General features: G+C 72.8%; 14 protein-coding genes and 1 pseudogene. 4 read left to right on the forward strand and 11 right to left on the reverse strand.

The features are described from left to right. Positions 1–102 precede the first annotated feature (102 nt). Positions 103–1,149 carry a DUF2510 domain-containing protein gene (locus tag ASC56_RS26715; RefSeq protein WP_055494109.1) on the reverse strand — a complete coding sequence of 349 codons (1,047 nt, stop codon included), beginning with the start codon at positions 1,147–1,149 and terminating at the stop codon, positions 103–105. 352 nt (positions 1,150–1,501) lie between these two features. Here ASC56_RS26715 and ASC56_RS26720 point away from each other — a divergent pair, with 352 nt between their 5' ends. Continuing rightward, on the forward strand, positions 1,502–4,126 hold the full coding sequence (locus ASC56_RS26720; protein ID WP_055494110.1) for an AAA family ATPase: 2,625 nt from the start codon (positions 1,502–1,504) through the stop codon (positions 4,124–4,126). Positions 4,127–4,132: 6 nt separating this feature from the next. Here ASC56_RS26720 and ASC56_RS26725 read toward each other — a convergent pair whose 3' ends face one another. The 8 genes from ASC56_RS26725 to ASC56_RS26760 form a co-directional block, all read right to left on the reverse strand. Then, positions 4,133–4,924: an SDR family NAD(P)-dependent oxidoreductase gene (locus tag ASC56_RS26725; RefSeq protein WP_055494111.1), complete on the reverse strand. Its 792-nt coding sequence runs from the start codon at positions 4,922–4,924 to the stop codon at positions 4,133–4,135. A gap of 64 nt (positions 4,925–4,988) precedes the next feature. Then, positions 4,989–6,104 (reverse strand): 3-oxoadipate enol-lactonase, encoded by a 1,116-nt coding sequence (pcaD, locus tag ASC56_RS26730; RefSeq protein WP_371330302.1) that lies wholly within the window; start codon positions 6,102–6,104, stop codon positions 4,989–4,991. 8 nt (positions 6,105–6,112) lie between these two features. Then, positions 6,113–7,444 carry a 3-carboxy-cis,cis-muconate cycloisomerase gene (pcaB, locus tag ASC56_RS26735; protein ID WP_055494113.1) on the reverse strand — a complete coding sequence of 444 codons (1,332 nt, stop codon included), beginning with the start codon at positions 7,442–7,444 and terminating at the stop codon, positions 6,113–6,115. After that, on the reverse strand, positions 7,441–8,046 hold the full coding sequence (gene pcaG / locus ASC56_RS26740; protein WP_055494114.1) for a protocatechuate 3,4-dioxygenase subunit alpha: 606 nt from the start codon (positions 8,044–8,046) through the stop codon (positions 7,441–7,443). The genes pcaB and pcaG overlap by 4 nt, the downstream gene beginning before the upstream one ends. Before the next feature lie 6 nt (positions 8,047–8,052). Further along, complete coding sequence (gene pcaH / locus ASC56_RS26745; RefSeq protein WP_055494115.1) at positions 8,053–8,826, reverse strand: protocatechuate 3,4-dioxygenase subunit beta; 774 nt, start codon at positions 8,824–8,826, stop codon at positions 8,053–8,055. Positions 8,827–8,835: 9 nt separating this feature from the next. Beyond that, on the reverse strand, positions 8,836–10,038 hold the full coding sequence (locus tag ASC56_RS26750; protein ID WP_055494116.1) for a thiolase family protein: 1,203 nt from the start codon (positions 10,036–10,038) through the stop codon (positions 8,836–8,838). Then, positions 10,035–10,679 carry a CoA transferase subunit B gene (locus ASC56_RS26755; protein ID WP_055494117.1) on the reverse strand — a complete coding sequence of 215 codons (645 nt, stop codon included), beginning with the start codon at positions 10,677–10,679 and terminating at the stop codon, positions 10,035–10,037. The genes ASC56_RS26750 and ASC56_RS26755 overlap by 4 nt, the downstream gene beginning before the upstream one ends. Further along, positions 10,679–11,434 carry a CoA transferase subunit A gene (locus ASC56_RS26760; RefSeq protein ID WP_055494118.1) on the reverse strand — a complete coding sequence of 252 codons (756 nt, stop codon included), beginning with the start codon at positions 11,432–11,434 and terminating at the stop codon, positions 10,679–10,681. Before ASC56_RS26760 ends, ASC56_RS26755 begins: the two co-directional genes overlap by 1 nt. Positions 11,435–11,644: 210 nt before the next feature. Here ASC56_RS26760 and ASC56_RS26765 point away from each other — a divergent pair, with 210 nt between their 5' ends. From ASC56_RS26765 to ASC56_RS26775, 3 genes are all read left to right on the forward strand, one after another. Further along, positions 11,645–12,112, forward strand: a complete 468-nt coding sequence (locus ASC56_RS26765; RefSeq protein ID WP_055494119.1) for a MarR family winged helix-turn-helix transcriptional regulator — start codon at positions 11,645–11,647, stop codon at positions 12,110–12,112. A 115-nt stretch (positions 12,113–12,227) separates the two neighbouring features. Continuing rightward, positions 12,228–12,986 carry an IclR family transcriptional regulator gene (locus ASC56_RS26770; RefSeq protein WP_055494120.1) on the forward strand — a complete coding sequence of 253 codons (759 nt, stop codon included), beginning with the start codon at positions 12,228–12,230 and terminating at the stop codon, positions 12,984–12,986. 123 nt (positions 12,987–13,109) lie between these two features. Then, a complete protein-coding gene (locus ASC56_RS26775; RefSeq protein WP_055494121.1) occupies positions 13,110–13,442 on the forward strand; it encodes a hypothetical protein in 333 nt (110 codons plus the stop codon). 15 nt (positions 13,443–13,457) lie between these two features. Here ASC56_RS26775 and ASC56_RS26780 read toward each other — a convergent pair. Beyond that, positions 13,458–13,742 (reverse strand): annotated as a pseudogene (locus ASC56_RS26780) (DUF3048 C-terminal domain-containing protein); the annotation flags it as partial. A gap of 45 nt (positions 13,743–13,787) precedes the next feature. Continuing rightward, positions 13,788–14,858, reverse strand: coding sequence for an ATP-dependent DNA ligase (locus ASC56_RS26785; protein WP_055494123.1), 1,071 nt, complete (start codon positions 14,856–14,858; stop codon positions 13,788–13,790). Positions 14,859–14,890 lie beyond the last annotated feature (32 nt).

Raw genomic sequence — 14,890 nt, forward strand, 5'->3', positions numbered from 1 at the left:
GCGGGGTTCCTCTGGAGCGGAGGGGAGCCCCGCCCGGCCGCACAGTGCCCACGCGTGTGGTGCCAGACGCCGTGAGCCGGGCGCCCATTCTGTTCGGAGCTCTCAGACGTTCTGCCCATTGCCGCTCGCCGACGCCGCCTTGATGCCCTCGGCGATCCGGTCGAGCACGGACGGCTTGGGCGCGTTCGAGCCGACATCGATGCCGAAGCGGACCACGACGAGCTGCCGGGAGTCGGCGGGCGAAGGGAAGACCAGCGACTCGACATAGCCGTCGGCGCCCTTGCTGGTGATCGCCTTCCAGCGGACCAGGTAGCCCTGCCGCCCCGCCACGCTCACCGACTTGGAGGCCAGCACCTGGTGGGAGGTGATCCCGCCGTAGGAGGCGCCGCCGTACGACTCCGTGGCGTTCTTGGCTATGTCCTCCTTGGCCGCAGCCTCCGCGGTGGTGGCCGTCAGCCCCTGGGCCCGGGCCGAGGCCGAGTACGCCCCACCGGTGTTGCAGGTCTTCGAGGTGTCACCGGGGCACTTGTACTGGTCCTTCGACTCGATCGCCGCCCCACCGTCGAGGCTGGTCCCACCGGTCCAGCCGTCGGGCACGGGGATGCTGATGCCGTTGTTCAGATCGGTGGCGTACCCGGCCTCGGTCCCCGGCCGCCCGGACTGCCCGGGCGCGGGGCTCCGGCCGCCCGAGCCGCCCGACCCACCGGAACCGCCGGGACCGCCCTGGCCACCGAAGGGTGCGCCCTGGCCCCCTTGGCCGCCCTGGCCCTCCTGGCCGCCGAAACCGCCCTGGCCGCCCGGCCCCTGGGCGCCCGCGGAGTTCCCGTTCCGGCTGTCGTGCGCGGAGAGCGCGTAGACACCGCCGCCTATCCCGGCGAGGACGAGGACCGCCGCCGCCACGGCTGTCGCGGTGCGCACACCCCGCCCGGCGGGGGCGGGGTGTGCACCGGGGTACGGGACGCCGGCGTACGGCTCGCCAGGATGTGCGTCGGTCATCGGCGGCTGCGCCGGCGGGCCCCACGCGGCGGCCGGGTCCGCGGGCCGGGTCCGGTCCGTCCATGCCTTGCCGTCCCACCAGCGCTCGGTGGCGGGCCCGTCACTTGTCTGCCCGGGGTCGGGGTACCACCCGGGAGGTGTCACCTGCGTCATGGACCCACCGTATGAGGCATGCGTGAAAGAGGGATGAGAGCGGCGGCGCGAAGGCGCACACATGTGCGCCGACTCCCTCGGCCGCGCCGCGGCCACCCGGAGGGGTGAACCCCCGCTCCCGACACCGCCGCTCACGGCGACCACCGCGACGTGACCAGGAATCAGCTTCCTTTACAAGGGATTTGACGGGCCGTGACGCACATGGGCGCAGGTGAGCGGCATGTGCCGTCGCCCCGGGGCACCGCGTGTCACCCGTCACGGCAACAGGTGCCCCGACCCGCCTCCACCGGAGCACGGGGAGGACTAGGCTCGGTGTCCGTACGTCGTTTGGGCGACCTGGGGAGGTACCGGGATGACGGAGGTACGGCCCTGCTCGGCCGCCTCGGCTTCCCTGTGGGAACGCGACGCGGAGCTCACCGTCGTCACCGAGGCGGTCGACGCCCTGTGCGCCGACTCCTCGTCCTCGGCGTCCGGGAGCCTGCTCGTGTTCAGCGGGGAGGCCGGCATCGGCAAGACCGCGCTGCTCGGCGAGACACGCCGTATCGCGCAGCGGCGCGGCTGCACGGTCTGGTCGGCACGCGGCGGCGAGACCGTCACGTCCGTCCCCTTCAACGTCGTACGGCAGCTGCTCCAGCCCGCGCTGGTCTCGCTGATGCCGGAGGAGGCCCGGGAGTACCTGGGCGACTGGTACGAGGTCGCGGGCCCCGCCCTCGGGATCACGGAGCCCGGCGAGCGACAGGCCGACCCCCAGGGCGTGTGCGACGGCCTGGTGGTGGCCGTCTCCCGGTTCGCCAAACGGGAGTGGCCGCTGGTCCTGCTCATCGACGACGCGCACTGGGCCGACCAGGAGACCCTGCACTGGCTGGCCGCCTTCTGCGAGCGCCTCGACGATCTGCGTGTGCTCGTCGTGGCCGCCCGCCGCCCGATCAGCACCCTCAGCGAGCTCACCCCCACGGCGACCGCCGGACTCACCCGGGCCACCATCGGCGCCCACGCCGACGCCGCGTTCTGCCGCGAGGTGTGGGCCGTCACCGCGGGCAACCCGTACGAGACCGTCGAACTCCTCGCCAAGGTCCAGGACAGCCAGCTCGAACCGGTCGAGGCGTCGGCCGCCGAACTGCGCGCCCTGAACCGATCGGCTCGCGGCCACGGCCTCGTCGCCCGCCTCGAAGGCCTCGGCATAGAGGCCACCCGGTTCGCCTGGGCCGCGGCCATCCTCGGCACCGGCATCACCGTGGACCTGGTGGCCCGGCTCGCCACCCTGCGCCGCGAGGAGGCGGCGCGCTGCGCCGAACTCCTCAGCGTGGCCCGTATCCTCACCGAGCCCGACCGGGCGAGCCACCAGGGGGACGACGGGGAGCTGGAGTTCGTGCACCCGCTGATCGCCACCGCCGTCTACCGCTCGATCCCGGACGGCCTGCGCACCGCGATGCACGGCATCGCCGCACAGGTCGTCACCGACTCCGGCCTCGGCGCCGCGGCCGCCTCCCGCCACCTCCTCGAAGTCCACCCCGACGACGACGAGGAACTCGTCGAGCAGATGCGTGAGGCCGCGCGCGAACACCTCGCCGTCGGCGCCCCCGAAGCGGCCCGACGCTGTCTGGAGCGGGCCCTGCTGGAGCCGCCACTGCCCGAGGTCCACCCGTATGTGCTCTACGAGCTCGGCTGCGCCACGCTGCTGACCTCACCCGCCACCACCGTCGGCTACCTCCAGGCGGCCCTCGCCATGCCGGGTCTCCAGGGCGACGACCGAGTGGACGCCGTCTACCGGCTCTCCCAGGCCCTGCTGCACAACGACCAGCTGGACCAGGCCGTGCGCACCGTCGACGAGGAGGCGGCCCGCCTCGCGCCCGGCCCCTCCCGTATGCGCCTGCAGGCCGTGCACTACATGTGGGAGGGCATCCACGCCGCAGCGGAGGACTCCCCGATCCGCTCCCGTGAGCTGGCCGAACTCGCCGCCACCTGCACCGGACGGGACAACTCCGAGCGCGCGCTGCTCATCCTGCGCGGCTTCGACGCGATGACCCACGGCGAGAACGCCGAGGAGGTCGTGGAACTGTGCGACCGCGCCCTGGTCAACGGCCGCCTCGCACCCGGGCTCGGCTGGACCGACACCGAGTGGGGCATCGAACTGCTGCTGATGCTCGGCAGCGCGTACGCCTACACGGACCGCCTCGACCGGGCCGAGAGCCTGTTCACCGAGGGCCTGCGGGCCTACGAGTCCGCCGGCTGGAGCGGCGGCCACCTCGCCCTGGCCCACGCGTATGTCGGCCTGGCCCACCGCAGGCGGGGCCGGCTCAGGGATGCCGAGACCTCCCTGCGCGAGTCACTGCGCCTCGCCGAGCGCGTCGGCCGCGGACTGCCCCTGTACTGGTCCGCGACCTGCGGACTCGTCGACACCCTGCTCGCCCGCGGGCATGTCGAGGAGGCCTGGTCGATCGCCGAGCGATACGGCTTTGCACCGCCGTACCCGTCCACGATCGTGCTGCCCGACACCCGCTCGGTACGCGGCCGGCTGCTGCTCGCCGTCGGCCGGTACGAGGAGGGCGTGAACGAACTGGAGGCCGCGCAGAAGGCGTCCGCCGGACGCGGCCACCACACCGTGCTGGCACCCTGGGCGGGTGACCTCGCCCGCGCACTGGCCACCGACGATCCCCGCTGCGCCGCCGAACTGGCCACGACCGCCCGCCGGCAGGCCGAGCTCATCGGCACGGACACGGCGGTCGGGGAGGCACTCCGCGTCGCCGCCGCCCTGGAGACGGGCCAGCGCGCCACCGCGCTCCACGCCCAGGCGGTCACGTACCTGGAGTCCTCGCCCTGCGCCTATGAGCACGCCGCGGCCCGCGTCGAGTACGGGATCGCCACACGGTCGGTGGCCGAGCTCAAGCGGGGTCTGACATTGGCGCGGTCGTGCGGGGCCGACGGGCTGGCGGCTCAGGCCCAGGAGGTGCTGGACCACGGCAGGGGACTTCGCTGACGGCCGCTACAGCGCCAGCAGTTGACCGGTGACCGCCTCCAGGCGCTTGTGCACCTCCCGGTCGTACGCCCGCTCGTGCGCCCGTGCCGGACGGGTGCCGTCGAAGTAGCCTCCGCTGCCCACGTCCTGGGTCGCCAGGGCCAGCACGCCCGGCGCGCCGTCCGCGACCGAGTTCCACGGGGTGATGCCGCCCTCGCGAACCATCGCGGTGTCCATATAGGTCGCGGGGTGCAGGACGTTCACCGACACACCGCTGCCCTGCAACTCCTCGGCCAGCATGAACGTGTGGGCCGCCAGGGCGAACTTGCTGCGGCAGTAGGCCGAGACACCGCTGTAGCCGCGGGTCAGCTCCGGGTCGTCGAAGTCCAGGGGCTCCTGGCCGGCCGAGCCGACGTTGACGATCCGGGCGGCGGTGCTCGACCGCAGCGCCGGCAGCAGCGCGCGGGTGAGCGCGACCGGCGCCAGGTAGTTGACCGCGAGCCGCAGTTCGTGCCCGTCGGCGCTGACCTCGCGGCCGGAGCCGCGCGGACCGCCACCCACGCCCGCGTTGTTGATGAGGACGTCCAGCTCGGGGTGCGCGGCGGCCACCTCCTCGCCGAGCCGCCGCACCTGCGCCAGGGAGGCCAGGTCGGCCACGAAGCCCTGTGCCTCGCCCTCGGTGCGCAGCTCCGCGACGAGCCGCTCGGTGCGGCCCGGGTCGCGCCCGTGGGCGAGCACGACGTGTCCGGAGCGGACCAGTTCGAAGGCGACGTACCGGCCGAGACCGGAGGTGGCACCGGTGATCAGAACAGTGGACATGCCTCCACCCTAGGCATGGGGCGGAGGCGGGAGGGGGGTACGGCTGAGGCTACGACCAGCAGGGTCACCCTCCGGCGCCGTCCTCCTCCGCGAGCACCCGCTGCGCCACCGCGAACGCCGAGTTCGCCGCCGGCACACCGCAGTAGACCGCCGTCTGCAGCAGTACCGCGCCGATCTCCTCGGGCGTCAGCCCGTTGCGTCGGGCCGCCCGGACGTGCATGGCGAGCTCGTCGTAGTGGCCGTGCGCGACCAGCGCCGTGAGCGTGATCATGCTGCGCTCCCGGTGGGAGAGCGTCGGGTCGGCCCAGATCTCCCCCCAGGCGTAGCGGGAGATGAAGTCCTGGAAGCGGGCGGTGAAGGGGGTCTGGCGCGCCTGCGCCCGGTCCACGTGCGCATCGCCGAGGACCTCGCGGCGCACCTCCATACCGCGCCCCGGCACTCCCGCGAAGTGTGCCCGCAGCGCGGTCAGGACGGCCGTGGGGCACAGGGCGGGTGCCAGATGCGAGGCACCCGGGAGCTCGACCAGCGTGGAGCCGGAGACCGCGTCCGCGATCTCCCGCAGGTGCGCGGGCGGTGTGGCCGGATCCTCGCGGCCCGCGATCAGCAGCGTGGGCGCGGTGATCGACGCCAGACGGCCCCGGATGTCGAACGCGGCGAGCGCGTCGCAGCAGGCGGCGTACGCGCCAGGGTCCGCGTCCCGATGGTCCTGGACGAGCCGCGGCACGGTGAACCCGGGCGTGAACCAGCGGGAGTCCGCGCTCTCCACGAGTGGGTCCAGACCCTCACGGCGGACCCGCTCGGCCCGCTCCTCCCACGGCTTCGACCCGTTGAAGTGCGCGGACGAGCAGATGACGGCCAGCGCCGAGACCCGCTCGGGGTGGTGCACGGCGAGGTGCAGACCCACCGCGCCGCCGAGCGACACCCCGGCGTACGCGAACCGGTCGACGCCCAGCGAGTCCGCGAGAGCCAGCACCAGTTCCGCGAGATCGGCGACCGTCGCGCCCGGCCGGATGAGGTCCGGGGCCGAGCCGCCGTGGCCGGGCAGATCCCAGCGGATCACCCGGTGGGTGACGGACAACTCGGGCGCGATCTTGTCCCACAGGGCGTACGAGGTGCCCAGCGAGGGCCCGAGGAGCAGCGGGGGCGCGGTGGCGGGGCCCTCGATGCGGTGGTGCGGCATCTTGTCGGTCACGAGCGCTCCAAGGCACGGTCGGTCAGGGCTCCGGCGGCGCCGGTGTAACGGGCCGGGTCGACCAGGTCGTCCAGGTCGAGGTTCTTCAACTCAGGTTCTTCGGAGAGGACTTCGGCGAGGGAGCGGCCCTCCGCGTGGGTGCGCCGGGCGGCCTCGGTGAGGACTTCCTTGGCGCGGGCCCGGCCCAGCACGGGTGCCAGTTCCGCGGCCAGCCGCTCGGAGACGATCAACCCGTGGGTGAGCGCGAGGTGTTCGCACATGGCGTCCGCCTTCACCGTCAGTCCCTCGGCCAGTTCCACGGCGTCCCGCGCGGCGCCGCCGGCCAGACGCAGCAGATCGCGCAGCGGCTCCCACTCGGCGTGCCAGGCCCCGGCGGGCCGTTCGTCCTCGGCGGCCAGCGATCCGTACAGTGTGGCCGCGAGCTGCGGCGCCCGCCGGGAGGCCGCCGCGATCAGCGTGGCCCGTACGGGGTTCGCCTTGTGCGGCATCGCCGAGGAGCCGCCCCCCGCACCCTCGGCGACCTCGGCGATCTCGGTGCGGGACAGGGTCAGCACATCCGTGGCGACCTTGCCCAGCGCTCCCGCCGTGAAGGCGAGCGCGCCGGCGAGGTCCGCGATCGGGGTGCGCAGCGTGTGCCAGGGCAACTCCGGTACGGCCAAACCGAGTTCACCCGCGTACGCGGCCGTGAGCGCCTGCGGGTCGTCCGCGCCGTACGCGATGAACGCGGCCGACGTGCCCGCCGCACCGCCCAGTTGAGCGGGCAGCCGGTCGCGCGCGGAGCGCAGCCGGTCCCGGGCGTCCAGCACCAGCGAACGCCAGCCCGCGGCCTTCAGCCCGAAGGTCGTCGGTACCGCGTGCTGGGTCAGGGTCCGCCCGGGCATCACGGTGTCCCGGTGCTGCCCGGCGAGCTGGGCCAGCGCCCGCTGCGTACGCTCCAGGTCGGCCAGGACCAGGTCCAGGGTGCGCACGGCCACCAGCATCGTCGCGGTGTCCAGGATGTCCTGGCTGGTCGCGCCCTGGTGGACGTAGGGACCGTACTCCGCGCCCACCGCCTGCGTCAGATCGGCGACGAGCGGGATCACCGGATTGCCGCCGCCGCGGGCCCGAACGGCGATGTCCCGCGGGTCGAAGCGATCGGATTCGGCGGCCGAGGTCACCGCCGTCGCCGCCGCCGCCGGGGCCAGTCCCAGCGAGGCCTGGGCGCGGGTCAGGGCGGCCTCCGCGTCGAGCAGCGCCCGCAGATACGCGGTGTCACCCGTCGCCGACGCGACGGGGGAGCCGGCCCACCCGGGGGCGAGCAGGCCGGTGTCGTACGGAAGCGATGTCACCGGAACTCCAGGAAGACCGTCTCGCCTTCGCCCTGAAGGCGGATGTCGAAACGGTACGTGCCGTTGCCCTCGGCCACGGCGATCAGCGTGTCGCGGCGCTCCTCGTCCACCTGGGCGAGCAGCGGGTCCGCGGCCAGCGCCGCGTCGTCGCCCGGCAGGTAGATCCGGGTGAACAGGTGCATGAGCAGGCCCCGCGCGAAGACGCAGACGCCCAGGTACGGGGCGCTGCGCCCGCGCGCGCCGGGCCGCAGCGTACGGGCGTACCAGTGTCCGTTGGAGTCCGTCTGGATGCGGCCCCAGCCCGTGAACTCCACCCCGTTGCGGCCCAGATGGCCGCCGGTCGCCGGATCCCGCCGGATCGAGCCGTCCACCCGTGGCAGCCGGCCGTCCGGGTCCGGGCCCCACAGCTCCACCAAGGCGTCCGGCAGCGGACCGCCCTCGCCGTCGAGGACGTATCCCTGGACGGTGATCGTCTCCGGGTGGCCGACGGGAGCGATGTCACCGCCTCCCGGGAACGGGAGCGCGTATCCGTAGAAGGGCCCGACCGTGTGGGAGGGAGTGGGCAGCACGCTCTCCGGCCTGCTCGTGTCGATCTTGGTCATGGCAGGTCAGCGTCCTTCCTCGATCCAGGTGGCGTTCGGGCCGTCGAGCACGATGTCCCAGTGGTAGCCGAGCGAGAACTCCGGCACCGACAGGCTGTGGTCGTACGTCGCGACCAGCCGCTGCCGGGCGGCGTCGTCCGTCACGGACTGCAGGATCGGGTCGTACGGGAAGAGCGGGTCGTTCGGGAAGTACATCTGCGTCACCAGCCGCTGGGTGAACGCCGTGCCGAAGACCGAGAAGTGGATGTGGGCCGGGCGCCAGGCGCCCACGTGGTTGCGCCAGGGATAGGGACCCGGCTGAACGGTGGTGAAGCGGTAGCAGCCGTCGTCGTCCGTGAGGGTGCGGCCGACGCCTGTGAAGTTCGGGTCGAGAGGGGCGTCGTGCTGCTCCCGCTGGTGCGCGTACCGGCCGGCCGAGTTCGCCTGCCAGATCTCGACGAGTTGACCGCGTACCGGGCGCCCGTCGCCGTCGAGGAGGCGGCCGGAGACGGTGATCCGCTCCCCGACCGGCTCGCCCCGGTGGTGCTTGGTGAGGTCGTTGTCGATCTCGGTGATGTCGCGTTCGCCGAAGGCCGGGGAGGACAGCTCCACCAGCTCCGGGTCCTTGCTGACGTCGATCGTGATCGGCGGCTGCTTGGGGTGGCGCAGCACGGAGGAGCGGTACGGGGCGTAGTCGCGGCGCGGGTGGTGCTCGACGGGCGCGCCGTCGGCGACCCGCTTCTCGTAGGCGGCGTGCTCGGCCGCGATCTCCCGGTCGATGTCGTGCTGAGTGAGAGCCATGGGGGGTTCCTACCGTTCCAGGACAAGGGCGAGGCCCTGGCCCACGCCGATGCACAGGGTGGCGATGCCGGTGCCGGAGCCGCGGCGGGCGAGTTGGTGGGCGACGGTGCCGGCGAGGCGGGCTCCGGAGGCGCCGAGGGGATGGCCGAGGGCGATCGCGCCGCCCTGGGGGTTGAGGACGGCCGGGTCGAACTCGGGCCACTCCGCGAGACAGCCCAGGACCTGGGCGGCGAAGGCCTCGTTCAGTTCCAGGACGTCGAGGTCGCCGAAGGTTCTGCCCGCCTTGGCCAGGGCCCGGTTGACCGCTTCGACGGGGGCCAGGCCGAAGTACTGGGGGTCGATCGCCGACACGCCCGTGGCGCCCACCCGCGCCAGCGGCTCGCGCCCGGTGGCCTTCAGGCCCTCCTCGTCGACCAGCAGCAGGGCCGCCGCGCCGTCGTTGAGCGGGGACGCGTTGCCCGCCGTCACCGTGCCGTTCCCCGGACGGAAGGACGGCCTGAGCTTCGCCATGGCATCCGGGGAGGCGTCCGGCCGTATGCACTCGTCGGCGGCGAACACGGTGGGGTCGCCCTTGGGCCGGGGAACGGTCATGGGCGCGAGCTCGGCGTCGAACAGGCCCTCGGCCTGCGCCCGGGCGGCCTTGCGGTGGCTGTGGAGGGCGAACTCGTCCTGCTGCTCGCGGCCGATCTTGTGCTTGTCGGCGATGAGTTCGGCGGACTCGCCCAGCGGAATGGTCCACTCGGGGGCCATCTTCGGGTTGACCATGCGCCAGCCCAGCGTGGTGGAGTACAGCTCGGTGTGGGCGGCCGGGAACGGCTTGTCCGACTTGGGCAGGACATAGGGGGCGCGGGTCATGGACTCCACCCCGCCCGCCACGGCGATCGAGGCGTCGCCCACGGCGATGGCGCGGGCGGCCTGGATCACCGCCTCCAGGCCCGAGGCGCACAGCCGGTTGACGGTCACCCCCGGCACGGAGGTCGGCAGGCCGGAGAGCAGCGCGGCCATGCGGCCGACATTGCGATTCTCCTCGCCTGCGCCGTTGGCGTTCCCGAGGTACACGTCCTCGATCCGGGACGGGTCCAACTGCGGGCTACGGGCGAGGAGTTCGCGGATGGCATGCGCGGCCAGGTCGTCCGGGCGGACGGAGGCGAGACCCCCGTTGTAGCGCCCGATCGGCGTGCGGACCGCGTCGACGATGTAGACGTTCCTCACTTCAGGCCCCCCGCGACGGTCAGCTTGGCGTCGGTCTTGGCGACGATCTCCTCCACGTCGATGCCGGGCGCGCACTCCACCAGGACGAGCCCGTCGTCGGTCACATCCAGCACACCGAGGTCGGTGATGACGCGGTTCACACAGGCCTTGCCGGTCAGCGGGAGGGCGCACTCGGGGAGGATCTTCGGGGTGCCGTCCTTGGCGGTGTGCGTCATGACGACGATGACGGTGCGCGCGCCGTGCACCAGGTCCATCGCCCCGCCGATCCCCGTGATCAGCTTGCCGGGGATCGCCCAGTTGGCGAGGTCACCCGTCTCGGAGACCTGCATGGCACCCAGCACGGCGACATCGATGTGCCCACCGCGGATCATCGAGAACGACAGTGCCGAGTCGAAGAACGAAGCCCCCGGCAGGACGGTCACCGTCTCCTTCCCGGCGTTGATCAGGTCGGGGTCGACCTGGTCCTCGGTCGGGTACGGTCCGGTGCCGAGGATGCCGTTCTCCGACTCCAGGACGACTTCCACGCCGTCGGGCAGGTGGTTGGGGATCAGTGTCGGCAGACCGATGCCGAGATTGACGTACTGGCCGTCCCTGAGCTCGCGTGCGGCGCGGGCGGCCATCTGCTCGCGTGTCCAGCCCATCAGGAACTCACCGTCCGCTGCTCGATGCTCTTGTCCGCCGCCTGCTCGGGCGTGAGGGCGACGATGCGCTGGACGAAGATGCCCGGCAGGTGCACCGCGTCCGGGTCGATCCCGCCGGGCTCGACGAGTTCCTCGACCTCGGCGATGGTGACCTTGCCCGCCATCGCGGCGAGGGGGTTGAAGTTGCGGGAGGACTTGTTGAAGACGAGGTTGCCGTGCCGGTCGCCCTTGGCGGCCCGTACCAGCGCGAAGCCGGTGCGGATGCCCCGCTCCAGCACGTACTCCACCCCGTCGAACTCCCGCACCTCCTTGGGCGGCGAGGCCAGCGAGACCCCTCCCGAGCCGTCGTAGCGCCACGGCAGCCCGCCCTCGGCGACCTGCGTGCCCACACCCGCCGGGGTGTAGAACGCCGGGATCCCCGCCCCGCCCGCGCGCAGCCGCTCGGCCAGCGTGCCCTGCGGGATCAGCTCCACCTCCAGCTCCCCGGCCAGGTACTGCCGCGCGAACTCCTTGTTCGCCCCGACGTAGGAACCGGTCACCCGGGCGATCCGCCCGGCGGCAAGCAGGACGGCCAGCCCCGACTCCATCGCCCCGCAGTTGTTCGACACGACACGCAGCCCGCCCACCCCCCGCTCGTACAGCGCCCGGATCAGCACGTTCGGCACACCACTGAGCCCGAACCCGCCCACCGCCAACGACGCGCCGTCCGGCACATCGGCCACCGCCTCCAGGGCCGTGGCGACCACCTTGTCCATCCGTGAAGCCCCCTCTCTGCCAAGCGTCCCGATCCCAATTAGTCAGGGCACTGAGTATTCTTCATGAGGTTGCACTCACGCTGCCACTGTCGACGTTGAAGCGTCAATACCTGGAGAGACCGCTCTGTTGGCGGGGTACGTCACCGGCGGGCGGCTCGGTCATCGACGGGTATCGTTCAGTACACCAACGAAACGATTACGGGAGCGCACATGGCCGCGGTGGACCTCTCCACCCATCCCGGGCACCTGGCCCGGCGGCTGCAGCAGGCGCACTACCTGCTGTGGAACACGATGGTCTCCGAGGAGATCACCTCGCCGCAGTTCGCGGTCCTCAACGCGCTCGTCGCGGAGCCGGGGCTGGACCAGCGCACCGTGGGGGAGCGGGTGGGCCTTGACCGTTCCACCATCGCCGAGGTGATCAGCCGGCTCAGCCGCCGCGGTCTGCTCGGCAAGGTCCGCGATCCGCAGGACGGCCGTCGGTTCCTGCTGCGCCTCACGGACGAGGGCCTGCGTGCGCACCGCAAGCTCACGGTGCGCACGGCCCGGATGAACCAGGTCTTCCTGGCCCCGCTCTCCGCCGAGGAGCAGAGCACCTTCTTCGACCTCATCCGGCGTGTCTCGGAGGCCGCCGAGGGGCTGCGCAACCCGGCGGCGCCCGTCGCGGGGACCAAGGCCTGATCCGCAGCCCGGCGAGCTGCGCCGAGGGTCCGCCCAGCGGACCTGCCCGGAGTAGCGTGCAGGTGCAGGGACGCCGGCAGGGCCGCGGTGCGGTCCTGAGTCGAGAGGATCAGCGATGGCAGCCGAGGCCGGACCCGCGGGCATGAGAACCGTCCAGCGGGCGATCGACATCCTGGGACTCTTCGACGAGAGCCGCCCCGCGCTGGCCGTCCGCGAGATCGTCGCCGCGTCCCGCCTGCCCAAGACCACCGTGCTGCGCCTGCTGGGAACCCTCCGGCTCAACGGGCTGCTCTGGCTCGACGAACACGGCCGCTACATCGCGGGTCCCGCCCTGCTGCGCTGGTCCCGCCTCGCCGAACAGGCCTGGCGGCTGCCGCCCGCGGCCGCGACGGTCTTGCGGGAGCTGGCCGCCGAGCACAAGGAGACGGTGCATCTGTATGTGCGCCGCGACACCCAGCGCGTCTGCATCGCCCAGCAGGAGGGGCCGCAGACGCTGCGCCACGTCGTCCGGGTCGGGGACGAACTGCCGCTGTGGGCGGGCGGCGTGGCCAAGGTGCTGCTGCTCGACGCGCCGGAGGCCCTGCTGCTTCGCGTCGCGGAGACCTCGCCGTACGGCACCGCCCACCTGGGGACGCTGCACGCCTGGATCGAGGAGGCGCGGGCCCAGGGATACGCCACGAGCCATGGCGAGCGTGAGGAGGGCCTGTCGGCGGTGGCCGTGCCGGTACGGGGACGCGGCGGCGCGGTGGCGGCGGCCCTGTCCTTCGGAGGGCCCAGCACCCGGTTCACCGAGGAACGCGTACGGCGCTTCGCGGAAGGGCTGAGCGCGGCGGCGCGGGAGCTGGCGGCGGCGGGGCTGCCGTTCGAGGGGTGAGCGCCCGCCAGGTCGGGGTGATCCGTTCAGCGGACCAGATGCACCACTCATCGGATCAGCGGCCTAGACTGAGGGCCTCAGCAGCGCCCGATATGCGTACCCGCTAAGGAAGGCGGCACCACCGTGGACCGGACCCTCGTCACCCGTTCCCCGCACACCGCCGCGGACTGGTGGGTCACCGCCGATCAGGCGCGGCACGCGGCGCAGGGCGGACTCACGAGCGCCGCGACGGCACCCGACCTGCTGTGTACGCTCGCCGAGCTCGATCGGGCCCGCAGCGAGACGGTGGTCGCCGTCGGGGCAGCCGTGGAGGCACTGCTCGTGGGTGGCGTCGCCTGGGAGGCGATCGCGGCGGCCCTGGGGTTCGGCTCGCCCGAGGAGGCCGAACAGGCCCTCGCCGCCGCCCGCCAGGACGCCGGCACCGCGATCGCGCGCCGACTGGGCCGCCGGGCATAGACCCCTTCCCGGGGCTCACGCCTTCGCGAGCACGATCCACACCTGTCCCTGCGCGAAGGTCATAGGCCTGCCGTCCGCCGTCGTGAACTCCGTGCCCTGCGCCGCGGACGCCCGCCGCCAGGCGACGTCGAACACCCGGCCGTCGCGCAGCACGCGGGCCTTTCCCGAGCCCACCGTCTCCGAGTACGGCGAGTTGTTGCCGCGGCCGTCGTGGAACCGGGACGTGCGGACCCGTACGTACTGCACGACCACCGTCGCCGGAGCCACCCGCGCGCCGTCCGCCGTCACCGTCGCGGTCCCGCGCCGCACGGCCGCGGTGGGCGACGATCCGCGCAGGTGGGGATGTCAGTCCGGGGTGCCGAGGATCTCCGAGAGGTCGTAGCGCACCGGTTCCTCCAACTGTGCGTATGTGCAGCTCTCGGGGGTGCGGTCGGGGCGCCAGCGGAGGAAGCGCGCGGTGTGCCGGAAGCGCACCCCGTTCTCCATGTGGTCGTACGCCACCTCCGCCACCCGCTCGGGCCGCAGCGGGACCCAGGACAGGTCCTTCCTGCCCGACCAGCGGCTCGGAGCGCCCGGCAGCCGGGCCGTCTCGTGCGCCACCTCGTCCGACCAGGCCGCCCAGGGATGCCCCGCCACGTCGTCCATCCGCAGCGGCTCCAGCTCCTGAACCAGCTCCGCGCGCCGCTTCATGGGAAACGCGGCGGACACCCCCACGTGCTGCAGCGCGCCCTGGTCGTCGTGCAGCCCGAGCAGCAGCGACCCCACGACCGGGCCGCTCTTGTGGAAGCGGTAGCCCGCGACCACGACGTCCGCCGTGCGCTCGTGCTTGATCTTGTACATCACGCGTTCGTCGGGGCGGTAGCGCCCCGAGAGCGGCTTGGCGATGACCCCGTCCAGGCCCGCGCCCTCGTACTGTTCGAACCACCGCTCGGCCACCGCTCGGTCCGTCGTCGCCGGCGCGAGATGCACCGGCGGCGTCACCCCGGACAGGGCCCGCTCCAGCCGGGCGCGCCGGTCGCCCAGGGGGACGTCGAGCAGCGACTCGTCGTCCAGCGCCAGCAGATCGAATGTCACGAACGATGCCGGGGTCTTCTCCGCGAGCATCCGTACCCGTGAGTCGGCGGGATGGATCCGCTCCGTCAGCGCGTCGAAGTCCAGGTGCCCCTCCCGCGCGATCACGATCTCGCCGTCCACCACGCACCGCTGCGGCAGCCGCTCCCGCAGTGCCTCGACCAGCTCGGGGAAGTACCTGGTCAGCGGCTTGCCCGTACGGCTGCCCAGCTCCACCTCGTCGCCGTCGCGGAAGACGATGGCCCGGAAGCCGTCCCACTTGGCCTCGTACTGCATGTCCGGCGGGATCGTCGCCACGGACTTGGCGAGCATGGGCTTCACGGGTGGCATCACCGGCAGATCCATGGCTCGACTCTATGAGCCGTACCAGGGGCCCG

This window comes from Streptomyces sp. TP-A0356, from assembly GCF_001417775.1.
GTDB lineage: Bacteria > Actinomycetota > Actinomycetes > Streptomycetales > Streptomycetaceae > Streptomyces.